The organism is Flavobacterium sp. NRK F7, assembly GCF_024054195.1.
GTDB lineage: Bacteria > Bacteroidota > Bacteroidia > Flavobacteriales > Flavobacteriaceae > Flavobacterium.
The window spans coordinates 2424285-2438778 of the sequence record NZ_JAMXLB010000001.1; the positions used below are offsets into that span (position 1 = coordinate 2424285).

Below are 14494 nucleotides of genomic sequence, written 5' to 3' on the forward strand. Positions count from 1 at the left end.
TCGACTGTGCTCGGGATGACAATGTTATTTATTTAAATTGATTTTCTATTACAATTGTTGATGTCCGTTATTTTCTAAATATTCCTTGCCTTGATATAAACCTAGTTTTTCAATAACTGGCAAATCATTAAAATTGAACAAACAAGCATCTTCGGTTTCGGATAGGTTATGATGTTCATGCCACGACCAACTTGGAACACAGAATATATCTCTTTCTTTCCAATCGAAGCGTTTTCCATCGATTAGGGTATATCCTTTTCCTTTGGCACATTGGTACACAAAAGACCCAGTATGTTTGTGTGCTTTTCCTTTAAAACCTGCAGGTAATAATTGCATGGCAGCGCCCATAGTTTGCATGACATGTCCTCCTGTTAAAGGATTAGAATATTGCATAAAAATACCATCAAAGGGATTAATCGTATTACTTTTTGAAGCTTCAACCAAAGCAGGATAGACTTTAGACCAAGAAAATTTGAATAAAGGAGAGTAGGGTTTGTCCCAAACTTTGTCAGCTGGAATGATACCTGCTGTACCATAATTTATAGGGGAATAATTTAATGGTACATCCAAAGGTTGTTTGCCATCAAAAACGGCATAATCATTGGCTTCTAAAGCATTCACTAAGGGAATGTCTAAACCGTCTTGCCAAATACAAGTCTTTCCATTAGCATTTACACCATGTTCGTGCCAAGTGGAATTAGGAGTAATGACAAAATCATTCACTTCAAATGTAATTTTATTGCCGTCTACAACCGTGTAACCGCCTTCACCTTCCATAATAAAACGTAGGGCAGAAGCTTTGTGTTTATGAGCAGACGTAAACTCACCAGGTTTCGTAACTTGAATTCCGGTGTACAACCATCCTACAGCAGCCGAAACGTCTTTTCTTTTATCGTTAACCAAATACACCACGCGTCTTCCAGCTTGTTCTGGAGTAACTAATTCGGAAGATTGTAACACTAGTTCGCGTAAATCATCATATTTCCAAAGCATAGGAACCGAATTGGATTTGGGTTCCCAAGGTTCAATGTCATTGGCAACGGTCCATAAAGCACCAGCTCCAAGATTTTCAAGCTTTTTGTAATAAGCCATTAATTCGGGTGAGTCTTGTACTCTTGCACGACCATATTGATCGTCTGAATGATTTTCTTGCATTTTATTTTCTTTTTTGTGTTACCCTGAGCGGAGTCAAAGAGCAACTATTTTTTATTAAATTCGTCGTGATCGTTAATAAATGTAATCTTTCTTGTTGGAGCAGTATTTACCCGCAAATCAAAAATATCAAATCGATTGTAATGTCCTAAAATATCATGCATTTGTTTCGGTTGGATGCATTTAGACAAATCAATGTCTGCATAAATAATACCTTCCTCATCAATTAAAGGCTCTCCAATTACAGCACCATTCGGACCAATAAAACCAGAGAAAGCTGAATTTTTTCGTGTTAAAACTTCGTCAACATTGGGTACATCTTCACGTAAAGCCTCTTTAATTTCTTCAGATATAGTGGAACAAGATACGATAGTAAATAATTTCCCTTCAAAAGAATGGGCTGCTGCTCTAATTTTAATGGCTTCTGCCATATTGTAATCGGGTGGAGCCACAGGTAAAGAAATATAATTGGCAATGTGCACCAATTCGCCTTGAGCTAATAATGTAAAACGTGCTAATGTATTGGTGTTTTCTCCACAAGCCAAAGTTCCCAGAGGACCAACTTCCGTATCATATACTTTTAAAGAGGAACCATCACCAGAAGTCCATGTTAATTTTTCTGCCCAAGTAGGTACTAATTTTCGGTGTTTACCAATGAGTTTCCCTTGGTTGTCAATTATAATGTTGGTATTGTATATTTCGCCAAAAGAATCCCCTCTTTCATTTAATCCAATAACGATGTGAATATTATAGTCTTTAGCTGCTTGAAACAAAGGTTGCATCACTTCATCTTCCATTTTTACAGCAGCTTTATATAATTTTTCATACCACTGACTGCCTTGAACGGGTGTCATAATCCAGTTCCAATACGGATAACCCGCAATAAAGACTTCTGGAAATGCAATTAATTGCGCCCCATTATTACTAGCTTCTTTAATGAAAATAATGGCTTTTGCAATTGTTTTTTCGACATCTAAAAAAACAGGAGCGGTTTGTACGGTTGCTGCTTTGAATTTTTTAAACATGAGACTTTCGAATAAAAATAAAATATACAATAAAGAAAATACCTAATAGAAGGATAAAAATGCCATGTAATCGGGTAGTTTTAGAATACATATAAATTTTCTCACCATTTGAAAGCCTTTTTTTACTTGTTAATAAAAAAAATGCAATACCAATACCAACGAAACCGCTTATAATTGCAAATGCATATCCTATTGCAATTGTTACAAAATCAGATTTTTCAGGTTTATCGGCTTGCTCTTTTTTTAAAGTTTGATTGCTAATTATTTCTTCATTTTCAACAGTAATGTTTTGTTGTTTTAAAAGATATTTAGCTAGTTTAACATCTATTGGATGCCATTCATCATAATTTTTAACTACATCTTTTAATTCACTAATTGAAAAACTAAAAAGAGGATGTTGCGGATCAAAATCATTAATATTAAATGGCATTTTATCTTCTAACAATTGAGATATTTTGGTAAACTCTTCTTCCTTAGCCATTATTAAAATAGAATCTTTTGAAGTATCATTTGATAAACTGGGATCAAAATCTTTAGCTGTGTCTTTAACTTTGAAAACGATATTATTTTCATTTAAAATTTTAATAATATCATTTGCAATTGATACATCGGTTATGCTCATAAATGTTTTTAAATGACTCATACAATATACTGGGTTATTTTTGACTTAATTTCTTCATTAAAAGGTTCTGATTTTATGCTATTTCTGTCTTCAGCTATGGTGACGTTTACCAAAGTGACTTCTCCATCTAAAACTATTTGTTGGTTTTCATTTACAAATTGAAAACCGCAAATCACTGCAGATGATTTTAGTTCCTTTACCCAAAGCGATTTCGTTAATACTTCTCCTAAACGAGCTGCATTTTTAAACTGTACTTTTAAATCTACGGTAGGTATCCCATTGGTATCATGCATTTTTGAAAAAGGCCTTTCTAAAGCTTCTTCAAACCAATCTTCTACTATATCGTTTAACATTTCTAAAAAGCGAGGATAGAATACAATTCCTGCGTAATCAATATGTTTAAAACGTATTTTTTCTTGTTTTATAAAAGGCTTATTCATTTTTATTATTGAATTTTGATTTTAATTCCAAACTTCTCTTTTCTGCTAATTTCGAATAATTTTCTTCTTCTTCTTTTGTATCAGTTAAATAGGTAATTCCGAATTCCTCGAAAAGTTTTTGTTGGAATAACATACTATCTTCTAAAAACTTTAAATTTTTAGTCGCATAAGAATTAAAACAACCAAAACATAGCTCAATATATCCCAGTATTTTATCTTCCTTATTATAAAAGACGATAGTGTGTCTTGGAAAGTAGCAATCGGCTCTTTCATCAATATAATCATCTGTAGAAACTAAACTATTCTTTAGTTTTTTAATTTGTTTTTTGTTTAAAATAATTTTATTTCGTAAATATTTTTCAGGAAATGAGATTGCAACTACTTTTCCTTTGTTATAAATCATATATCTTTTTTCACCTTCCCATTTAGTTAAATCCAAGAATGCATAAATTTCAATTTTTTTTGTTTGTTTGAAAATGCAATTAATTAGTTTTATATTTTCATTTTGACTTATGCAAGTGAATAATTGAAACAGCGCGAGTATTAAAAAAATCTTTTTCATAATTTACTTTAACTTAAATCGTTGTATTTTTCCCGTTTCGGTTTTAGGCAAACATTCCCTAAAATGAATTACTCTAGGGTATTTATAAGGAGCAGCTACATCTTTGAACCACAATTGTATAGATTTAGCCAATTCATCTGATGCTTTAAAAGTATCTTTCAACACAATATGTGCACATACAAGCATGCCTCTTTCGGTATCAGGTAATCCAACAACCGCACATTCTAAGACGGCTTCATGTGTTAAAAGTACGGATTCTACTTCAATTGCAGCGATATTATAACCAGAAGAAATTATCATGTCATCGCCTCGAGCTACAAACCAATAATACCCTTTCTCATCTTTTTTGAAAATATCACCCGTTATATTCCAACCCGCTTCAACATAGGCTTTTTGTTTTTCTTCTCTATTTAGATATTTACAACCCGTAATGCCTCTAACCGCTAATCTTCCCGGTTGATTTGCGACCAATTCCTTTCCATTAGCATCGATTATTTTGGCTTCGTATCCTAAAATCGGTAAACCCGTTGCTCCAGGAATTCTATTTTCTTCATTGGATGAAATAAAAATATGAAGCATTTCTGTTGCACCAATGCCATCAATTATTTTTAATCCTGTTGCTTTATACCAATCTTCCCAAACTTGAATAGGTAGGGTTTCACCAGCGGAAACACATCTTCTTAAACTGGAAACATCATATTCCGTTAATTTTGTAGTTAAGATACGCCAAGCGGTAGGTGCTGTAAAACAAATGGTGATTTTATAGCGTTCAATGGCTTGCAATAACACATCCGGACTTGGTTTTTCAATTAAAAATGTTGAGGCTCCAAAATACATCGGAAATAAAACCAAACCACCCAATCCAAAGGTAAAGCCTAAAGGTGGACTACCCGTAAAAATATCTTCTTTCGTAGGTTGTAACGAATAATTTGGAAAAGCTTCACAAATATTCAAAATGTCTCGATGAAAATGGGCAGTCATTTTGGGTAAACCAGTGGTACCAGAGGTAAAGCCAATGATACAAACATCATCTGCTTTAGATGAATAATTGTTGAAAACCTTGGGTTTAGATTGCATGAATGGTTCTAAATCACCATTTCTATAGTAACATTTTTGTTTTAAAGAGGGAGAAGTTACAAGTTCGAGTTCATCGGCCAAATCACTATCAGCAATTGCGATACTAATTTCGGCACAATCAATAATCGTAGTTAATTCTTTAGCACGAAGTAACGGCATGGTTGCTACAACTATACCACCTGCCTTAATAATCGCAAACCAGCAAGCCACCATCATAGGATTATTGGCAGAACGTAATAAAACACGATTTCCAGTAACTAATCCTAAATCATCGACTAAAACATGTGCAATTTGATTGGCTTTGTCATATAAATCTTGATACGTCCAAGTTTCGTTAAACGTACGTAAACAAACGGCATTCCCATTTCCATTTTTAATATGTATATCCAATAAATCTTCCACACAATTTAAACTTTCGGGCCTTTTAAATTGAGGCAAATCTAAAAAAGAATACTGCGGCAGTAATTCTTCTGAAGGTAAATTATCGTGTGCAAAATTATCTGTATACCTTTTCATTTTAAGAATTTAAAAAGTTAACAATGGAATTAAAATAGAGTTCGTAAGCATCAAGCCATCCATAATGACCACAATTTTCCATAAGCACTAATTTAGAATTTGGAAAAGCGGTTTCAATTTCTAAAGCTGTTTCTACAGAAATAATATCATTTTTGCCTTGTAAAATAAGAACAGGTTGTTTAAAATTGGTAAAAGAATCAGTGCAGTCATATTTTATCGCAACTAAGTCATTAAAAACTAAAGCATTGATATTCATTTTTACTTGTGTTAATCTTTCTGCTATAATTGGCGCTTTAGATTTGTCGTAAACATAAGCAAAAGCCAAATATTTAGCTCTTTGAGTTGCTGTTTCAACGGAAGTGTCACCATTGGCTATTTTTCTTCGATAATACGTAAGACTATCCAATTGATTCTTAATCAAATTATTTTCTAATCGTTCTTGAATTGTGGTCGTAAAGTTCATACTAACACCACCTGATGAAGAGAAAATGAGCTTGTCAATAGTTTCAGGATGTTTGGTACTGTAATAGGTGGCTAAAATGCCTCCAAAAGAGTGACCTAAGATGGTCCACTTTTCAATTTTAAGATGTTTTCTCAAATTTTCAATATCTTTCACCATTGCATCCATGGTAATAGTTTTAGTATTTACTTCTTTAAGGGTTGATTTTCCAGTTCCTCTTTGGTCATATAGAATACATTGATAGTTTCTATTGGCTAATTCCTTTGCTAAATAGCCAAATCCTTCTGAATTCATGCCAGGACCACCATTAATTATCAATATGGGCTTACCCGAACCAAAGATTTGATAATATAAATTAGAGTCGTTGCTTTGAATACGATCACTAGTTTGCGAAAAAATCAAAGAAGGGAAAAAGAATACATAAAGGAGACGTTGTTTCATCATGATTTTTTATTACTCTTTGGTTTTAAAGCCTTTTTCATCGCTTCTAGTTTTTTTCTTTCACTTCCTTTTAAAGGATATAAGTGTGAAATTCCCATTTGATACGACTTAGGGATATCGTTTGTTTGAAACCCTTCATAAGCTTGTGCCTTTCTAACAAAATAAGGGTCTAATAATAAAGGTCTGCCTAAAGCCACTATATCAGCTCTACCATTTAATAAAATTGTATTAATCTGATCGATGTCTTGAATGTATCCAGCAGTGATAGTTGGGATGTGTACCGTATTTCGAATGGTATCTGAAAATGGGGTTTGCCACATTCTTCCCGTTTGTGGTTTTTGATTACTAACTGTATTTCCTGTGGAAACGTTAATAATATCGGCTCCAGCATCTTTAAAAGCTTGCGCAATGTAGCGTACATCCGCTTCACTAATTCCATTTTCTGCCCAATCAGTTGCAGAAATACGAACAGAAATTGGTTTTTCTTCTGGGAAAGCGGCACGAATACTATTAAAAACATGAAGAGGAAATCGTACACGATTTACAATACTACCTCCATATGCATCGTTTCTTTTATTGGTTAAAGGTGATAAAAAAGAAGCCAATAAGAAACCATGATGTGCTTGTAACTCTATCATGTCAAAACCAGCCTCATTAGCATTTTTAGTCGCTTGAATAAATTGATGAGTTATTGCTTCCATATCATTACTATCCATTTCTTTTGGTATAGGTGCGGTTTCGTTAAACGGAATAGCCGAAGCGGATATCAAATTCCATTTTTCTTTTAATTCTTCAGTTTCCCAAGGCTTTTTAGTAGCCCCTTTCCTTCCAGAGTGTCCTAATTGAATACCTATCTTACAAGCTGTATATTGATGAATAAAACTAGTTATCCTCTTCCATTCAAGTACTTGATTTTTAGTATAAATACCTGCACAACCTAAAGTAATTCTTCCAGTTTCTGAAATAGCTGTCATTTCGGTAAGAATTAACCCTAAACCACCTAACGCCCGAGACGTGTAATGTTGGAAATGCCAATCGTTAACTACACCATCCTGAGCGGAATATTGTCCCATGGCACTCATAGCAATACGGTTTTGTAAAACTACATCGCGCAATTTAAAAGGTGTAAAGGCAGCAGGTATTTCGACTCCGTTTGATGCGACAGTTTGATTTTTGATATTGAATTCTTGTAAGACTTTATTTGTAAATGTTTTATCACGAATACGAAGGTTTTCATATGTCACTTTTTTGGAACGCGTCATGCATCCAAAAGCAAATTGATAAAAAGGGTGTTGCATATGACGGTCCATATTTTCAAACCAATCTAGGGAAATAGTAGCTGCATATTGAATCATTTCAACTGTATTCCTTCTTGTTTTTTCATAGGTTTCAAAAGCTGTAGTAATCGCTTCGGGATGCGCTACAATAGCATCCGATAATGCAATCGCACATTCCATAGCCAATTTGGTTCCTGAGCCAATAGAATAGTGCGCTGTAGCTTTGGCATCACCTAAAAGCACTACATTATCTTTGTACCAACGCGCATTGGTAACATGTGGAAATTGTCTCCAATGCGATTTATTGGTAATCAAAGCATGACCCTCTAATTCCTCTTTGAATAAGTTTTCCAGTTTCTCAGTTGTATCTTTTTCATCATACGTGTCAAACCCTAATTTTTCCCAAGTTTCAGGAGCACATTCAAAAATCCAAGTACTTTTTCCTTCTTCGTACTGATAGGTATGGGCTGCAACTGTACCCATAGGAGTTTTTTTGAAAAAATAAGTAAAAGCATCTAAAGGTTTGGTAGATCCCATCCAAACAAATTTGTTTTTCTTTAATTGAATTTGGGTACCAAATGAATCCTCAAACTGGTTTCTAATAGTGCTACTAATTCCATCACATGCTACAATAACATCAGCATCTTTAAATGCTTCAAGGGTATCAACAGTGGTTTCGAAATGCAAACGAACGCCTTCTTGTTCACAGCGTAAGTGTAATAATTGCAATAAAGTCTTTCTGGAACAACCACAAAACCCGTTACCTGCACTGCTCACTTGTTGTCCGTCTCTTGCAATGATAATATCATCCCAATATGCAAATTTACTTCGGATTAACTCATAGGAAGGCATATCTCTTTTTAAAAATTCACCTAAGGTTTCATCTGAAAAAACAACTCCAAAGCCAAAACTGTCATCGGGTTTATTTCGTTCATAAACATCAATTTCACAATCTGGCATTGCCTTTTTGGTTAATATGGAAAAATATAAGCCTCCAGGACCACCACCTACAACTGTTATTTTTAATTTTTTAGCCATTTATTGAGTAAAAGTTGCTTCTAAAATGATATGATTTATAAATATGTGTATTTGTTATTTTCTTTTTATAGAAAAAATTTCTCCTAGTTTTCCATAATTAGAACCTGCTAATCTAGCAATAGGCGTATAGGTTTCTAAATTGATTCTATTATTCTCCATAAGAATCGAATCATCGATATGCATTGTAATGATTTTACCAATAACCACACAAGCACCGCCTTTAGTAGCATTATCAATAAAATAATGGTGTATCATTTCGCATTCAAAATGTACTAAACTTTCTTTCACTCTTTTGGGTAAGACAGATACAGAATCAATAGGAGTGAGGTTTGCCAATTGAAATTCATCAATTTCAGCGCTTACACTTTCTGAAGTAAGATTCATTTGTTCTACTACATTTTCAGTAACCATATTGACTACAAATTGTCCGTTTTGGAGCACATTATTAAGTGTATCTTTATTAGTATCATTTTCTCTTCGGGTAGAAAATAAAAGACAAGGGGGATCACTGCTTACCATATTAAAATAAGAAAAAGGAGCCAAATTATTAATACCATTAGCATCAATAGTTGAAATCCATCCGATAGGTCTAGGTATAATCGTACCCGTTAAAAGTTTATAAAGAACCGAAGGATCTGTTTCTTGGGTATTGTATTGCATTCGTGTTGTTGTTTTTACAAATTAAATAAAATTTATGCTATTTTTTTTAAGAATAAACAAATAATTACTAAAAAATAGTACAAATGTTAGCTACTCAACAGCATTGCTTAATAAAGTAATCCTTTTAAAAGTAAGTTTTGAAAATGACTTTAAAGAACCGTTTTCAATTTTAAATAACCATTTATTAATATTATTCTTTTTAGGTTACTCGGATATTTTTGTAAATTTGAAACAATACAAACAAACATATTAATAACATGAAAAATTTAAAAAAAGCTGTTTTAGCATTAGCTTTAGTGGTATTTGTTTCCTGTGATAAAGAAGAAATAAAGGATACCAATACGGTTGATTCAAAACGAGTAGAGACAAAAGATGCTACAGCAAGAACAACGGAAGTACGTTTTGATGTTTACATTAAATTAGTGACACAATCAGGGCAAGAAATTCCTGCTAGTACCTTACCAGGTTATGGAGCAACAAATTTAGAGACAGGTGATTTTTATTATGATTCACCTTATGAGCCAGGTTTATTTGAAAGTTTACCAATAGGAACGTATCGTTTTATTGCTCGTGATGGTTATTGGGATGGTGCTTCATCAGCTATTGTAGAGGTTACTCCAGAAAATGAAGAACCAGAAGGATGGATTTATGCAACTCTACACTACTGGTCTGAATAATTGAATTACCAATTTTAATTCATACAATGCGAAAAGGAAACTAATATTAATTAGTTTCCTTTTTTTTATCAAATGCTATATATGTTAGCTAGCTAACTTGCTGTATTGGAATTTAGAAGTACTTTCGAATAAAAAAAGATGCAATTTCAAAAAATAATTTTAGTATTTCTTTTGAGCTTTTTATTTTCATGCCAAAAAGACGAAATGACCCATGATTCTAAAATAGAGAATCCAATCCTTTTATACAAAGGTATTTTTGAACCAACCCCTGCTATTGAAGTTTCAGGAAATGCTTCTATTTATAAAAATATGGCACAAAGATATGTTTCTCTTGATGATTTTAGTATTTCAGAGGGTCCTGATTTAAAAGTATATCTTTCTACTTCAAATACTCCTGAAACCTTTATTAATCTAGGAGATTTAACATCAGCTACCATTTATACTATACCAGAAAACATAGATTTAAATGTATATACTTATGTTTTAATACATTGTGAAACCTATAATCATTTATATGCTATTGCATTATTAGAAGAGTAATATAAAATCACATAATTTCTTTAAAGATTTTTTTAATTAAATTAATTTCATCAACATACATCGTTTTCTTTCTTGTAGCAAAATGTAAAATATTTTCTAAAGGTGTTTTTCCTTGCCAAACAAGTTGAATTTGTTGCTTATCTATTTCTTTTTTGCACAAGAAATCAGGAACTACTGCTAATCCTTTTCCGCTATTAAGACATCGGACAATAGAATTTAAATTAGGTACAATATAATTGGGACGAAAATCGGCTGTCTTTCCAAAATTTAATTGCCAAAAACGTCTCAAATGTTCCATGTCGCCAGTTGTACCATACCATTTTTGTTGTTTTAACCAATTTTCAGTTAATAACATATCCTTTTTTGCTAAAATAGCTTTAAAATCATTCGTATCTATCTCATTTCCGCCAACAAGTATTATGGTTTCAGAAGAAAAAGCTTCGTAATCAAGTGTGTTTTTTGCTACCATTTGTGGTGTAATAATCAAATCTAATATGCCCTTTTCTAGATTTTCTATCATTTCTGGGTATTCACCAAATTGAATGATTACGTTAAAAGGTAAACTAGAAATATACGGTTCTAAAGTAGTTTGAAAAGTTTCAAAACACATACCTATACTAATGGTAGGGGTATGCTTTTCTGTACTCCTTTGAAAAATTTGCTCTGCTTCTTCTAATTTTGATAAGGCATCCAAAATAAAATTATACAACACTTTCCCTTTTTCTGTGGGTACCATTTTTCGACCTGTTCGATCAAAAAGCTTATAACCCACATAGTTTTCTAGAGAACTTAAATGCAAACTTACACCAGGTTGGGAAATAAATAAAACCTCCGCTGCTCCTGTTAATGTTCCCGTTTTGTAAACGGCTTTAAAAGTGCGATACCATTCTAAATTTATCATTTTTAACTATTATAATTATAATACAAAGGTATTAATTATCTTATTTTTATAATAGTAAAAGCTGAAGTAAATTTGTACTGTAATATTAAAGGAACACAAAATGACAAAAATATTTATTATTAATGGAGGCCAAAAGTTTGGTCATTCTGGAGGTAAATTCAATGCAACTATTGCTCATGAGACAGTTGCCTTTTTTCAAAACAACGCTAATTTTGAAGTACAAACTACCGATATTAACGAGAGTTATAATCTAGCTGAAGAAGTCGCTAAATACGTTTGGGCAGATGTTGTTATTTATCATACACCTATTTGGTGGTTTCAGCTTCCTTTTGGTTTTAAAAAATATATTGATGAAGTTTTTACAGAAGGTCATGCCAAAGGAATTTATTTAAGCGATGGCCGTTCTTCTGCTAATCCAACAAGAAATTACGGAACTGGAGGTATGTTACACGGTAAAAAATATATGCTTACTACTTCATGGAATGCTCCTAAAGAAGCATTTACTTTACCAGGAGAGTTTTTTAATGAAACCAGTGTAGATGATGGTCCATTGTTTGGTTTCCATAAAATGAATGCTTTTACTGGTATGACATCGCTTGAAAGTATGCATTTTCATGATGTGGAAAAAAATGCTAACGTTCCAAGAGATATCGCGTTATATAAAGCGCATTTAACTAAATTATTTTTAAATTAAGTATGAAAAAAATTAATATTACTGTTATTCTAACGGCAAAAGAAAGCACAACTGAAGAATTGAAAAATCAGTTATTAAACTTAGTGGCACCTTCAAGAAAAGAAACAGGTTGCTTGCAATATGATTTGCATCAAAGTACTGAAAAATCAAACGTATTTGTATTGCACGAAATATGGGAAAATGAAGCTATTTTTGAAAAGCACAACAATCAGGAATATGTAAAAGCTTTTTTTGCATTAGCTCCAAGTTTACTAGAAAAAGAAGCGGAAATTATATTTACGCAACCTATAGTATAAATTAAAAAGGAGCTCAAAATATCGTTGAGCTCCTTTTTAATTTAAAGTACTTTTTTTACTAAATAATACACTATAATAAAGACGATAATACTTCCAAAGCATCCTAATTTAGTTTTCTTAGCAGCAAAAAGCGCTACAAAAAAGGCGATTAATTTTTTCATATTTATTGTATTAAGGTAAACGAAATTCTGGATTATAAATCAGTCCGATAAGATTATCCCATGGATCTTTTACAGTGGCCACCATAATATCACCACCTACATTTTGTGGAGCTTCATCGGCAGTAGCACCATTTGTAATAAAGAAATGATAGGATTCTTCTATATTTTCAACACCCCAAAAACAGCTTACATTGGGAACTTTTGAAGACATAAGCTCTTCCGGTTGTAAACCTAATTCGTAACCTCCAATATTGAAACCAATATAATACGGTTCGTCAAAATAGGGTTGGGTTTGAAATACTTTGCTATACCACTCTTTGGCTTCTTGTAGTCTAGCGGGACTTATTTTATAGATGACTGTGCGAAGTCCTAGAATGTTGTTTTTCATGTTAATTCTAAATTTGTACTAAGATAGTTAAAATTTAAAGGCCAACGTATTACAACATTTTACCTTATTATTTCATAATTTTAATTCCTATCCATAAAACCAATAACCTTTTCAAAATAAGCAACGCCACCCACTTTCCAAACATTTAAGTGGTTGGCCTGATCTATTTCTAAGAATTCTTTTTGTAAACTAGAAATGGCAGCATAATTTTCTTTAGCATAAGTAATAGAAATTCTTTGGTCTTGGTTCCCGTGAACCAATAGAATAGGTTGCGTTATTTTTTCGCAATAGGCAATCGGTTTTGCCTCTTCAGGGTTAAAGTCTGCTATTTTTCCAGCACGATGTACTAAATAATGGGTGAGTGGTTTCCAATTAAAGCCCAAATGAAATTGGAAATAATCATGGGTAATGGTTTCAAAATCGGTGAACGTACTTTCAATAATTCCAAAAGCTATTCTTTTATCGGTACCCATAGCTTGTAAACCAATGGCACCACCTAATGATTGTCCCCAAACGCCTATAGGAGTTGTAATTTTTTCTTCAGTTATGAGATAATCAATTATTTTTGAAATGTCTTTTTTTTCTTTTACACCAAAAGTACAATGCGTGCCACCACTTTTGCCGTGTGCCCTTAGATCCACTGCAACAGCATGATAACCAGCATTCGCCAAGCGTTCACATAATGCTACAAAATGTTCTTTTCTTGAACGTATACCGTGTAGTAAAATTACAGTTCCTTTGGTAACAGTAGTATTGGAATAGGTAATATAACACGATAAAGCAATACCATCAAAAGAAGTTATTTGCAATGCAGTTCCATTTAAAGAACTATCTTTAAAACTTTCTGTAGTTTGCGGAGGTTGTTTGCTTTTAAAACTTTCAATGAGTGGATTTTTAATTTCTGTAATAAACCTTGGAACGTAAAAATGCAAAAAAAGAAGCCCTATAAGCACTACTGAAATTAGACTTAAACGAAATATTTTTCTCTTTTTCTTCATGTATGAATAAAGTAGTTTAAGATAATAATTTTTCTTCAGTCATTATTTTTATGGCATAATCAGTTTCAATAGGACCATTTTTAAAAGATCCTGGAAGCATAATTAATCTTTTTTTAATATTGCCTTTTTCATCTTCAAAAAATACTTCAAATCGAGAACGTGTTATTCCATTAACCGCTTTTTTTAAACGAACTTCTTTAATTTTATCTCTTTCAATGACAGAAGTTGTAGAATTGTTTATACTCGTCACAATACCATAAATAAGTATAATTCCTAATAGAGCTGAAACCACCATTTGTAAGGTGTTATCTAGTTTGTATCCTTTGTATGCAAGATAAAAATTTGCAAAAGCAATAATTGTATAAATAAATAATATTTTCCCTATATGGTTCCCAGGACTTGTTTGCAAATTGCTAATACGAGCGTCTTTAGTAAGTACAATTCTATCTGATAAAATATAGCAAAAACCAGTCTTAGTTTTGAATTTTTTTCCTTGTTCCATTCTTTAAATAGTAGGTATGATTGTTACAATTTTACTATCAATATATATTTATGTAAAAGTAATACCA

17 protein-coding genes are annotated in these 14494 nt (G+C 32.5%); 4 read left to right on the forward strand and 13 right to left on the reverse strand.

Features of this window, described 5'->3' with window-relative positions:
* Positions 1-48: 48 nt before the first annotated feature.
* From NHF47_RS10925 to NHF47_RS10965, 9 genes are all read right to left on the reverse strand, one after another.
* Positions 49-1155, reverse strand: coding sequence for a cupin domain-containing protein (locus tag NHF47_RS10925; RefSeq protein ID WP_252764953.1), 1107 nt, complete (start codon positions 1153-1155; stop codon positions 49-51).
* A 44-nt stretch (positions 1156-1199) separates the two neighbouring features.
* Positions 1200-2177, reverse strand: coding sequence for a carbon-nitrogen hydrolase family protein (locus NHF47_RS10930; protein WP_252764954.1), 978 nt, complete (start codon positions 2175-2177; stop codon positions 1200-1202).
* Positions 2170-2820 (reverse strand): hypothetical protein, encoded by a 651-nt coding sequence (locus NHF47_RS10935; RefSeq protein WP_252764955.1) that lies wholly within the window; start codon positions 2818-2820, stop codon positions 2170-2172. Before NHF47_RS10935 ends, NHF47_RS10930 begins: the two co-directional genes overlap by 8 nt.
* On the reverse strand, positions 2817-3239 hold the full coding sequence (locus NHF47_RS10940) for a thioesterase family protein (protein WP_252764956.1): 423 nt from the start codon (positions 3237-3239) through the stop codon (positions 2817-2819). Before NHF47_RS10940 ends, NHF47_RS10935 begins: the two co-directional genes overlap by 4 nt.
* On the reverse strand, positions 3232-3678 hold the full coding sequence (locus NHF47_RS10945; protein ID WP_252764957.1) for a hypothetical protein: 447 nt from the start codon (positions 3676-3678) through the stop codon (positions 3232-3234). Before NHF47_RS10945 ends, NHF47_RS10940 begins: the two co-directional genes overlap by 8 nt.
* Before the next feature lie 126 nt (positions 3679-3804).
* Positions 3805-5394, reverse strand: coding sequence for an AMP-binding protein (locus NHF47_RS10950; RefSeq protein WP_252764958.1), 1590 nt, complete (start codon positions 5392-5394; stop codon positions 3805-3807).
* 1 nt (position 5395) lies between these two features.
* Positions 5396-6298 (reverse strand): alpha/beta fold hydrolase, encoded by a 903-nt coding sequence (locus tag NHF47_RS10955; protein ID WP_252764959.1) that lies wholly within the window; start codon positions 6296-6298, stop codon positions 5396-5398.
* The gene (locus NHF47_RS10960; RefSeq protein ID WP_252764960.1) at positions 6295-8610 is read right to left on the reverse strand and encodes an FAD-dependent monooxygenase; all 2316 of its coding nucleotides are present in this window, start codon (positions 8608-8610) and stop codon (positions 6295-6297) included. Before NHF47_RS10960 ends, NHF47_RS10955 begins: the two co-directional genes overlap by 4 nt.
* A gap of 54 nt (positions 8611-8664) precedes the next feature.
* Positions 8665-9270 carry a flavin reductase family protein gene (locus NHF47_RS10965; protein ID WP_252764961.1) on the reverse strand — a complete coding sequence of 202 codons (606 nt, stop codon included), beginning with the start codon at positions 9268-9270 and terminating at the stop codon, positions 8665-8667.
* A 257-nt stretch (positions 9271-9527) separates the two neighbouring features.
* On the opposite strand from NHF47_RS10965, the gene NHF47_RS10970 reads away from it, so the two are divergent.
* Positions 9528-9947: a hypothetical protein gene (locus NHF47_RS10970; RefSeq protein WP_252764962.1), complete on the forward strand. Its 420-nt coding sequence runs from the start codon at positions 9528-9530 to the stop codon at positions 9945-9947.
* Positions 9948-10085: 138 nt separating this feature from the next.
* Positions 10086-10487, forward strand: coding sequence for a DM13 domain-containing protein (locus tag NHF47_RS10975; protein ID WP_252764963.1), 402 nt, complete (start codon positions 10086-10088; stop codon positions 10485-10487).
* A gap of 7 nt (positions 10488-10494) precedes the next feature.
* On the opposite strand, the gene NHF47_RS10980 is transcribed toward NHF47_RS10975, so the two are convergent.
* Positions 10495-11388 (reverse strand): LysR family transcriptional regulator, encoded by an 894-nt coding sequence (locus NHF47_RS10980; protein WP_252764964.1) that lies wholly within the window; start codon positions 11386-11388, stop codon positions 10495-10497.
* Between the two features lie 100 nt (positions 11389-11488).
* Between NHF47_RS10980 and NHF47_RS10985 the strand changes: the two genes are divergently transcribed.
* A complete protein-coding gene (locus tag NHF47_RS10985) occupies positions 11489-12082 on the forward strand; it encodes an NAD(P)H-dependent oxidoreductase (RefSeq protein WP_252764965.1) in 594 nt (197 codons plus the stop codon).
* 2 nt (positions 12083-12084) lie between these two features.
* A complete protein-coding gene (locus NHF47_RS10990; protein ID WP_252764966.1) occupies positions 12085-12378 on the forward strand; it encodes a putative quinol monooxygenase in 294 nt (97 codons plus the stop codon).
* 171 nt (positions 12379-12549) lie between these two features.
* On the opposite strand, the gene NHF47_RS10995 is transcribed toward NHF47_RS10990, so the two are convergent.
* The 3 genes from NHF47_RS10995 to NHF47_RS11005 all read right to left on the reverse strand — a co-directional run bounded on the left by NHF47_RS10995 (position 12550) and on the right by NHF47_RS11005 (position 14427).
* On the reverse strand, positions 12550-12927 hold the full coding sequence (locus NHF47_RS10995; RefSeq protein ID WP_252764967.1) for a VOC family protein: 378 nt from the start codon (positions 12925-12927) through the stop codon (positions 12550-12552).
* A gap of 80 nt (positions 12928-13007) precedes the next feature.
* Positions 13008-13925: an alpha/beta hydrolase gene (locus tag NHF47_RS11000; protein ID WP_252764968.1), complete on the reverse strand. Its 918-nt coding sequence runs from the start codon at positions 13923-13925 to the stop codon at positions 13008-13010.
* Positions 13926-13941: 16 nt separating this feature from the next.
* On the reverse strand, positions 13942-14427 hold the full coding sequence (locus NHF47_RS11005; protein WP_252764969.1) for a phosphoribosylaminoimidazolesuccinocarboxamide synthase: 486 nt from the start codon (positions 14425-14427) through the stop codon (positions 13942-13944).
* Between the last annotated feature and the right edge of the window lie 67 nt (positions 14428-14494).

What these genes read in the sequence shown, in the direction of transcription:
- NHF47_RS10940 (WP_252764956.1), bottom strand. Translation starts at nt 3,239, where the DNA reads ATGAATAAGCCTTTTATAAAACAAGAAAAAATACGTTTTAAACATATT.
- NHF47_RS10965 (WP_252764961.1), bottom strand. Translation starts at nt 9,270, where the DNA reads ATGCAATACAATACCCAAGAAACAGATCCTTCGGTTCTTTATAAACTT.
- NHF47_RS10935 (WP_252764955.1), bottom strand. Translation starts at nt 2,820, where the DNA reads ATGAGTCATTTAAAAACATTTATGAGCATAACCGATGTATCAATTGCA.
- NHF47_RS10980 (WP_252764964.1), bottom strand. Translation starts at nt 11,388, where the DNA reads ATGATAAATTTAGAATGGTATCGCACTTTTAAAGCCGTTTACAAAACG.
- NHF47_RS10925 (WP_252764953.1), bottom strand. Translation starts at nt 1,155, where the DNA reads ATGCAAGAAAATCATTCAGACGATCAATATGGTCGTGCAAGAGTACAA.
- NHF47_RS10995 (WP_252764967.1), bottom strand. Translation starts at nt 12,927, where the DNA reads ATGAAAAACAACATTCTAGGACTTCGCACAGTCATCTATAAAATAAGT.
- NHF47_RS10960 (WP_252764960.1), bottom strand. Translation starts at nt 8,610, where the DNA reads ATGGCTAAAAAATTAAAAATAACAGTTGTAGGTGGTGGTCCTGGAGGC.
- NHF47_RS10985 (WP_252764965.1), top strand. Translation starts at nt 11,489, where the DNA reads ATGACAAAAATATTTATTATTAATGGAGGCCAAAAGTTTGGTCATTCT.
- NHF47_RS10930 (WP_252764954.1), bottom strand. Translation starts at nt 2,177, where the DNA reads ATGTTTAAAAAATTCAAAGCAGCAACCGTACAAACCGCTCCTGTTTTT.
- NHF47_RS10990 (WP_252764966.1), top strand. Translation starts at nt 12,085, where the DNA reads ATGAAAAAAATTAATATTACTGTTATTCTAACGGCAAAAGAAAGCACA.
- NHF47_RS10950 (WP_252764958.1), bottom strand. Translation starts at nt 5,394, where the DNA reads ATGAAAAGGTATACAGATAATTTTGCACACGATAATTTACCTTCAGAA.
- NHF47_RS10955 (WP_252764959.1), bottom strand. Translation starts at nt 6,298, where the DNA reads ATGATGAAACAACGTCTCCTTTATGTATTCTTTTTCCCTTCTTTGATT.
- NHF47_RS10975 (WP_252764963.1), top strand. Translation starts at nt 10,086, where the DNA reads ATGCAATTTCAAAAAATAATTTTAGTATTTCTTTTGAGCTTTTTATTT.
- NHF47_RS10970 (WP_252764962.1), top strand. Translation starts at nt 9,528, where the DNA reads ATGAAAAATTTAAAAAAAGCTGTTTTAGCATTAGCTTTAGTGGTATTT.
- NHF47_RS11005 (WP_252764969.1), bottom strand. Translation starts at nt 14,427, where the DNA reads ATGGAACAAGGAAAAAAATTCAAAACTAAGACTGGTTTTTGCTATATT.
- NHF47_RS11000 (WP_252764968.1), bottom strand. Translation starts at nt 13,925, where the DNA reads ATGAAGAAAAAGAGAAAAATATTTCGTTTAAGTCTAATTTCAGTAGTG.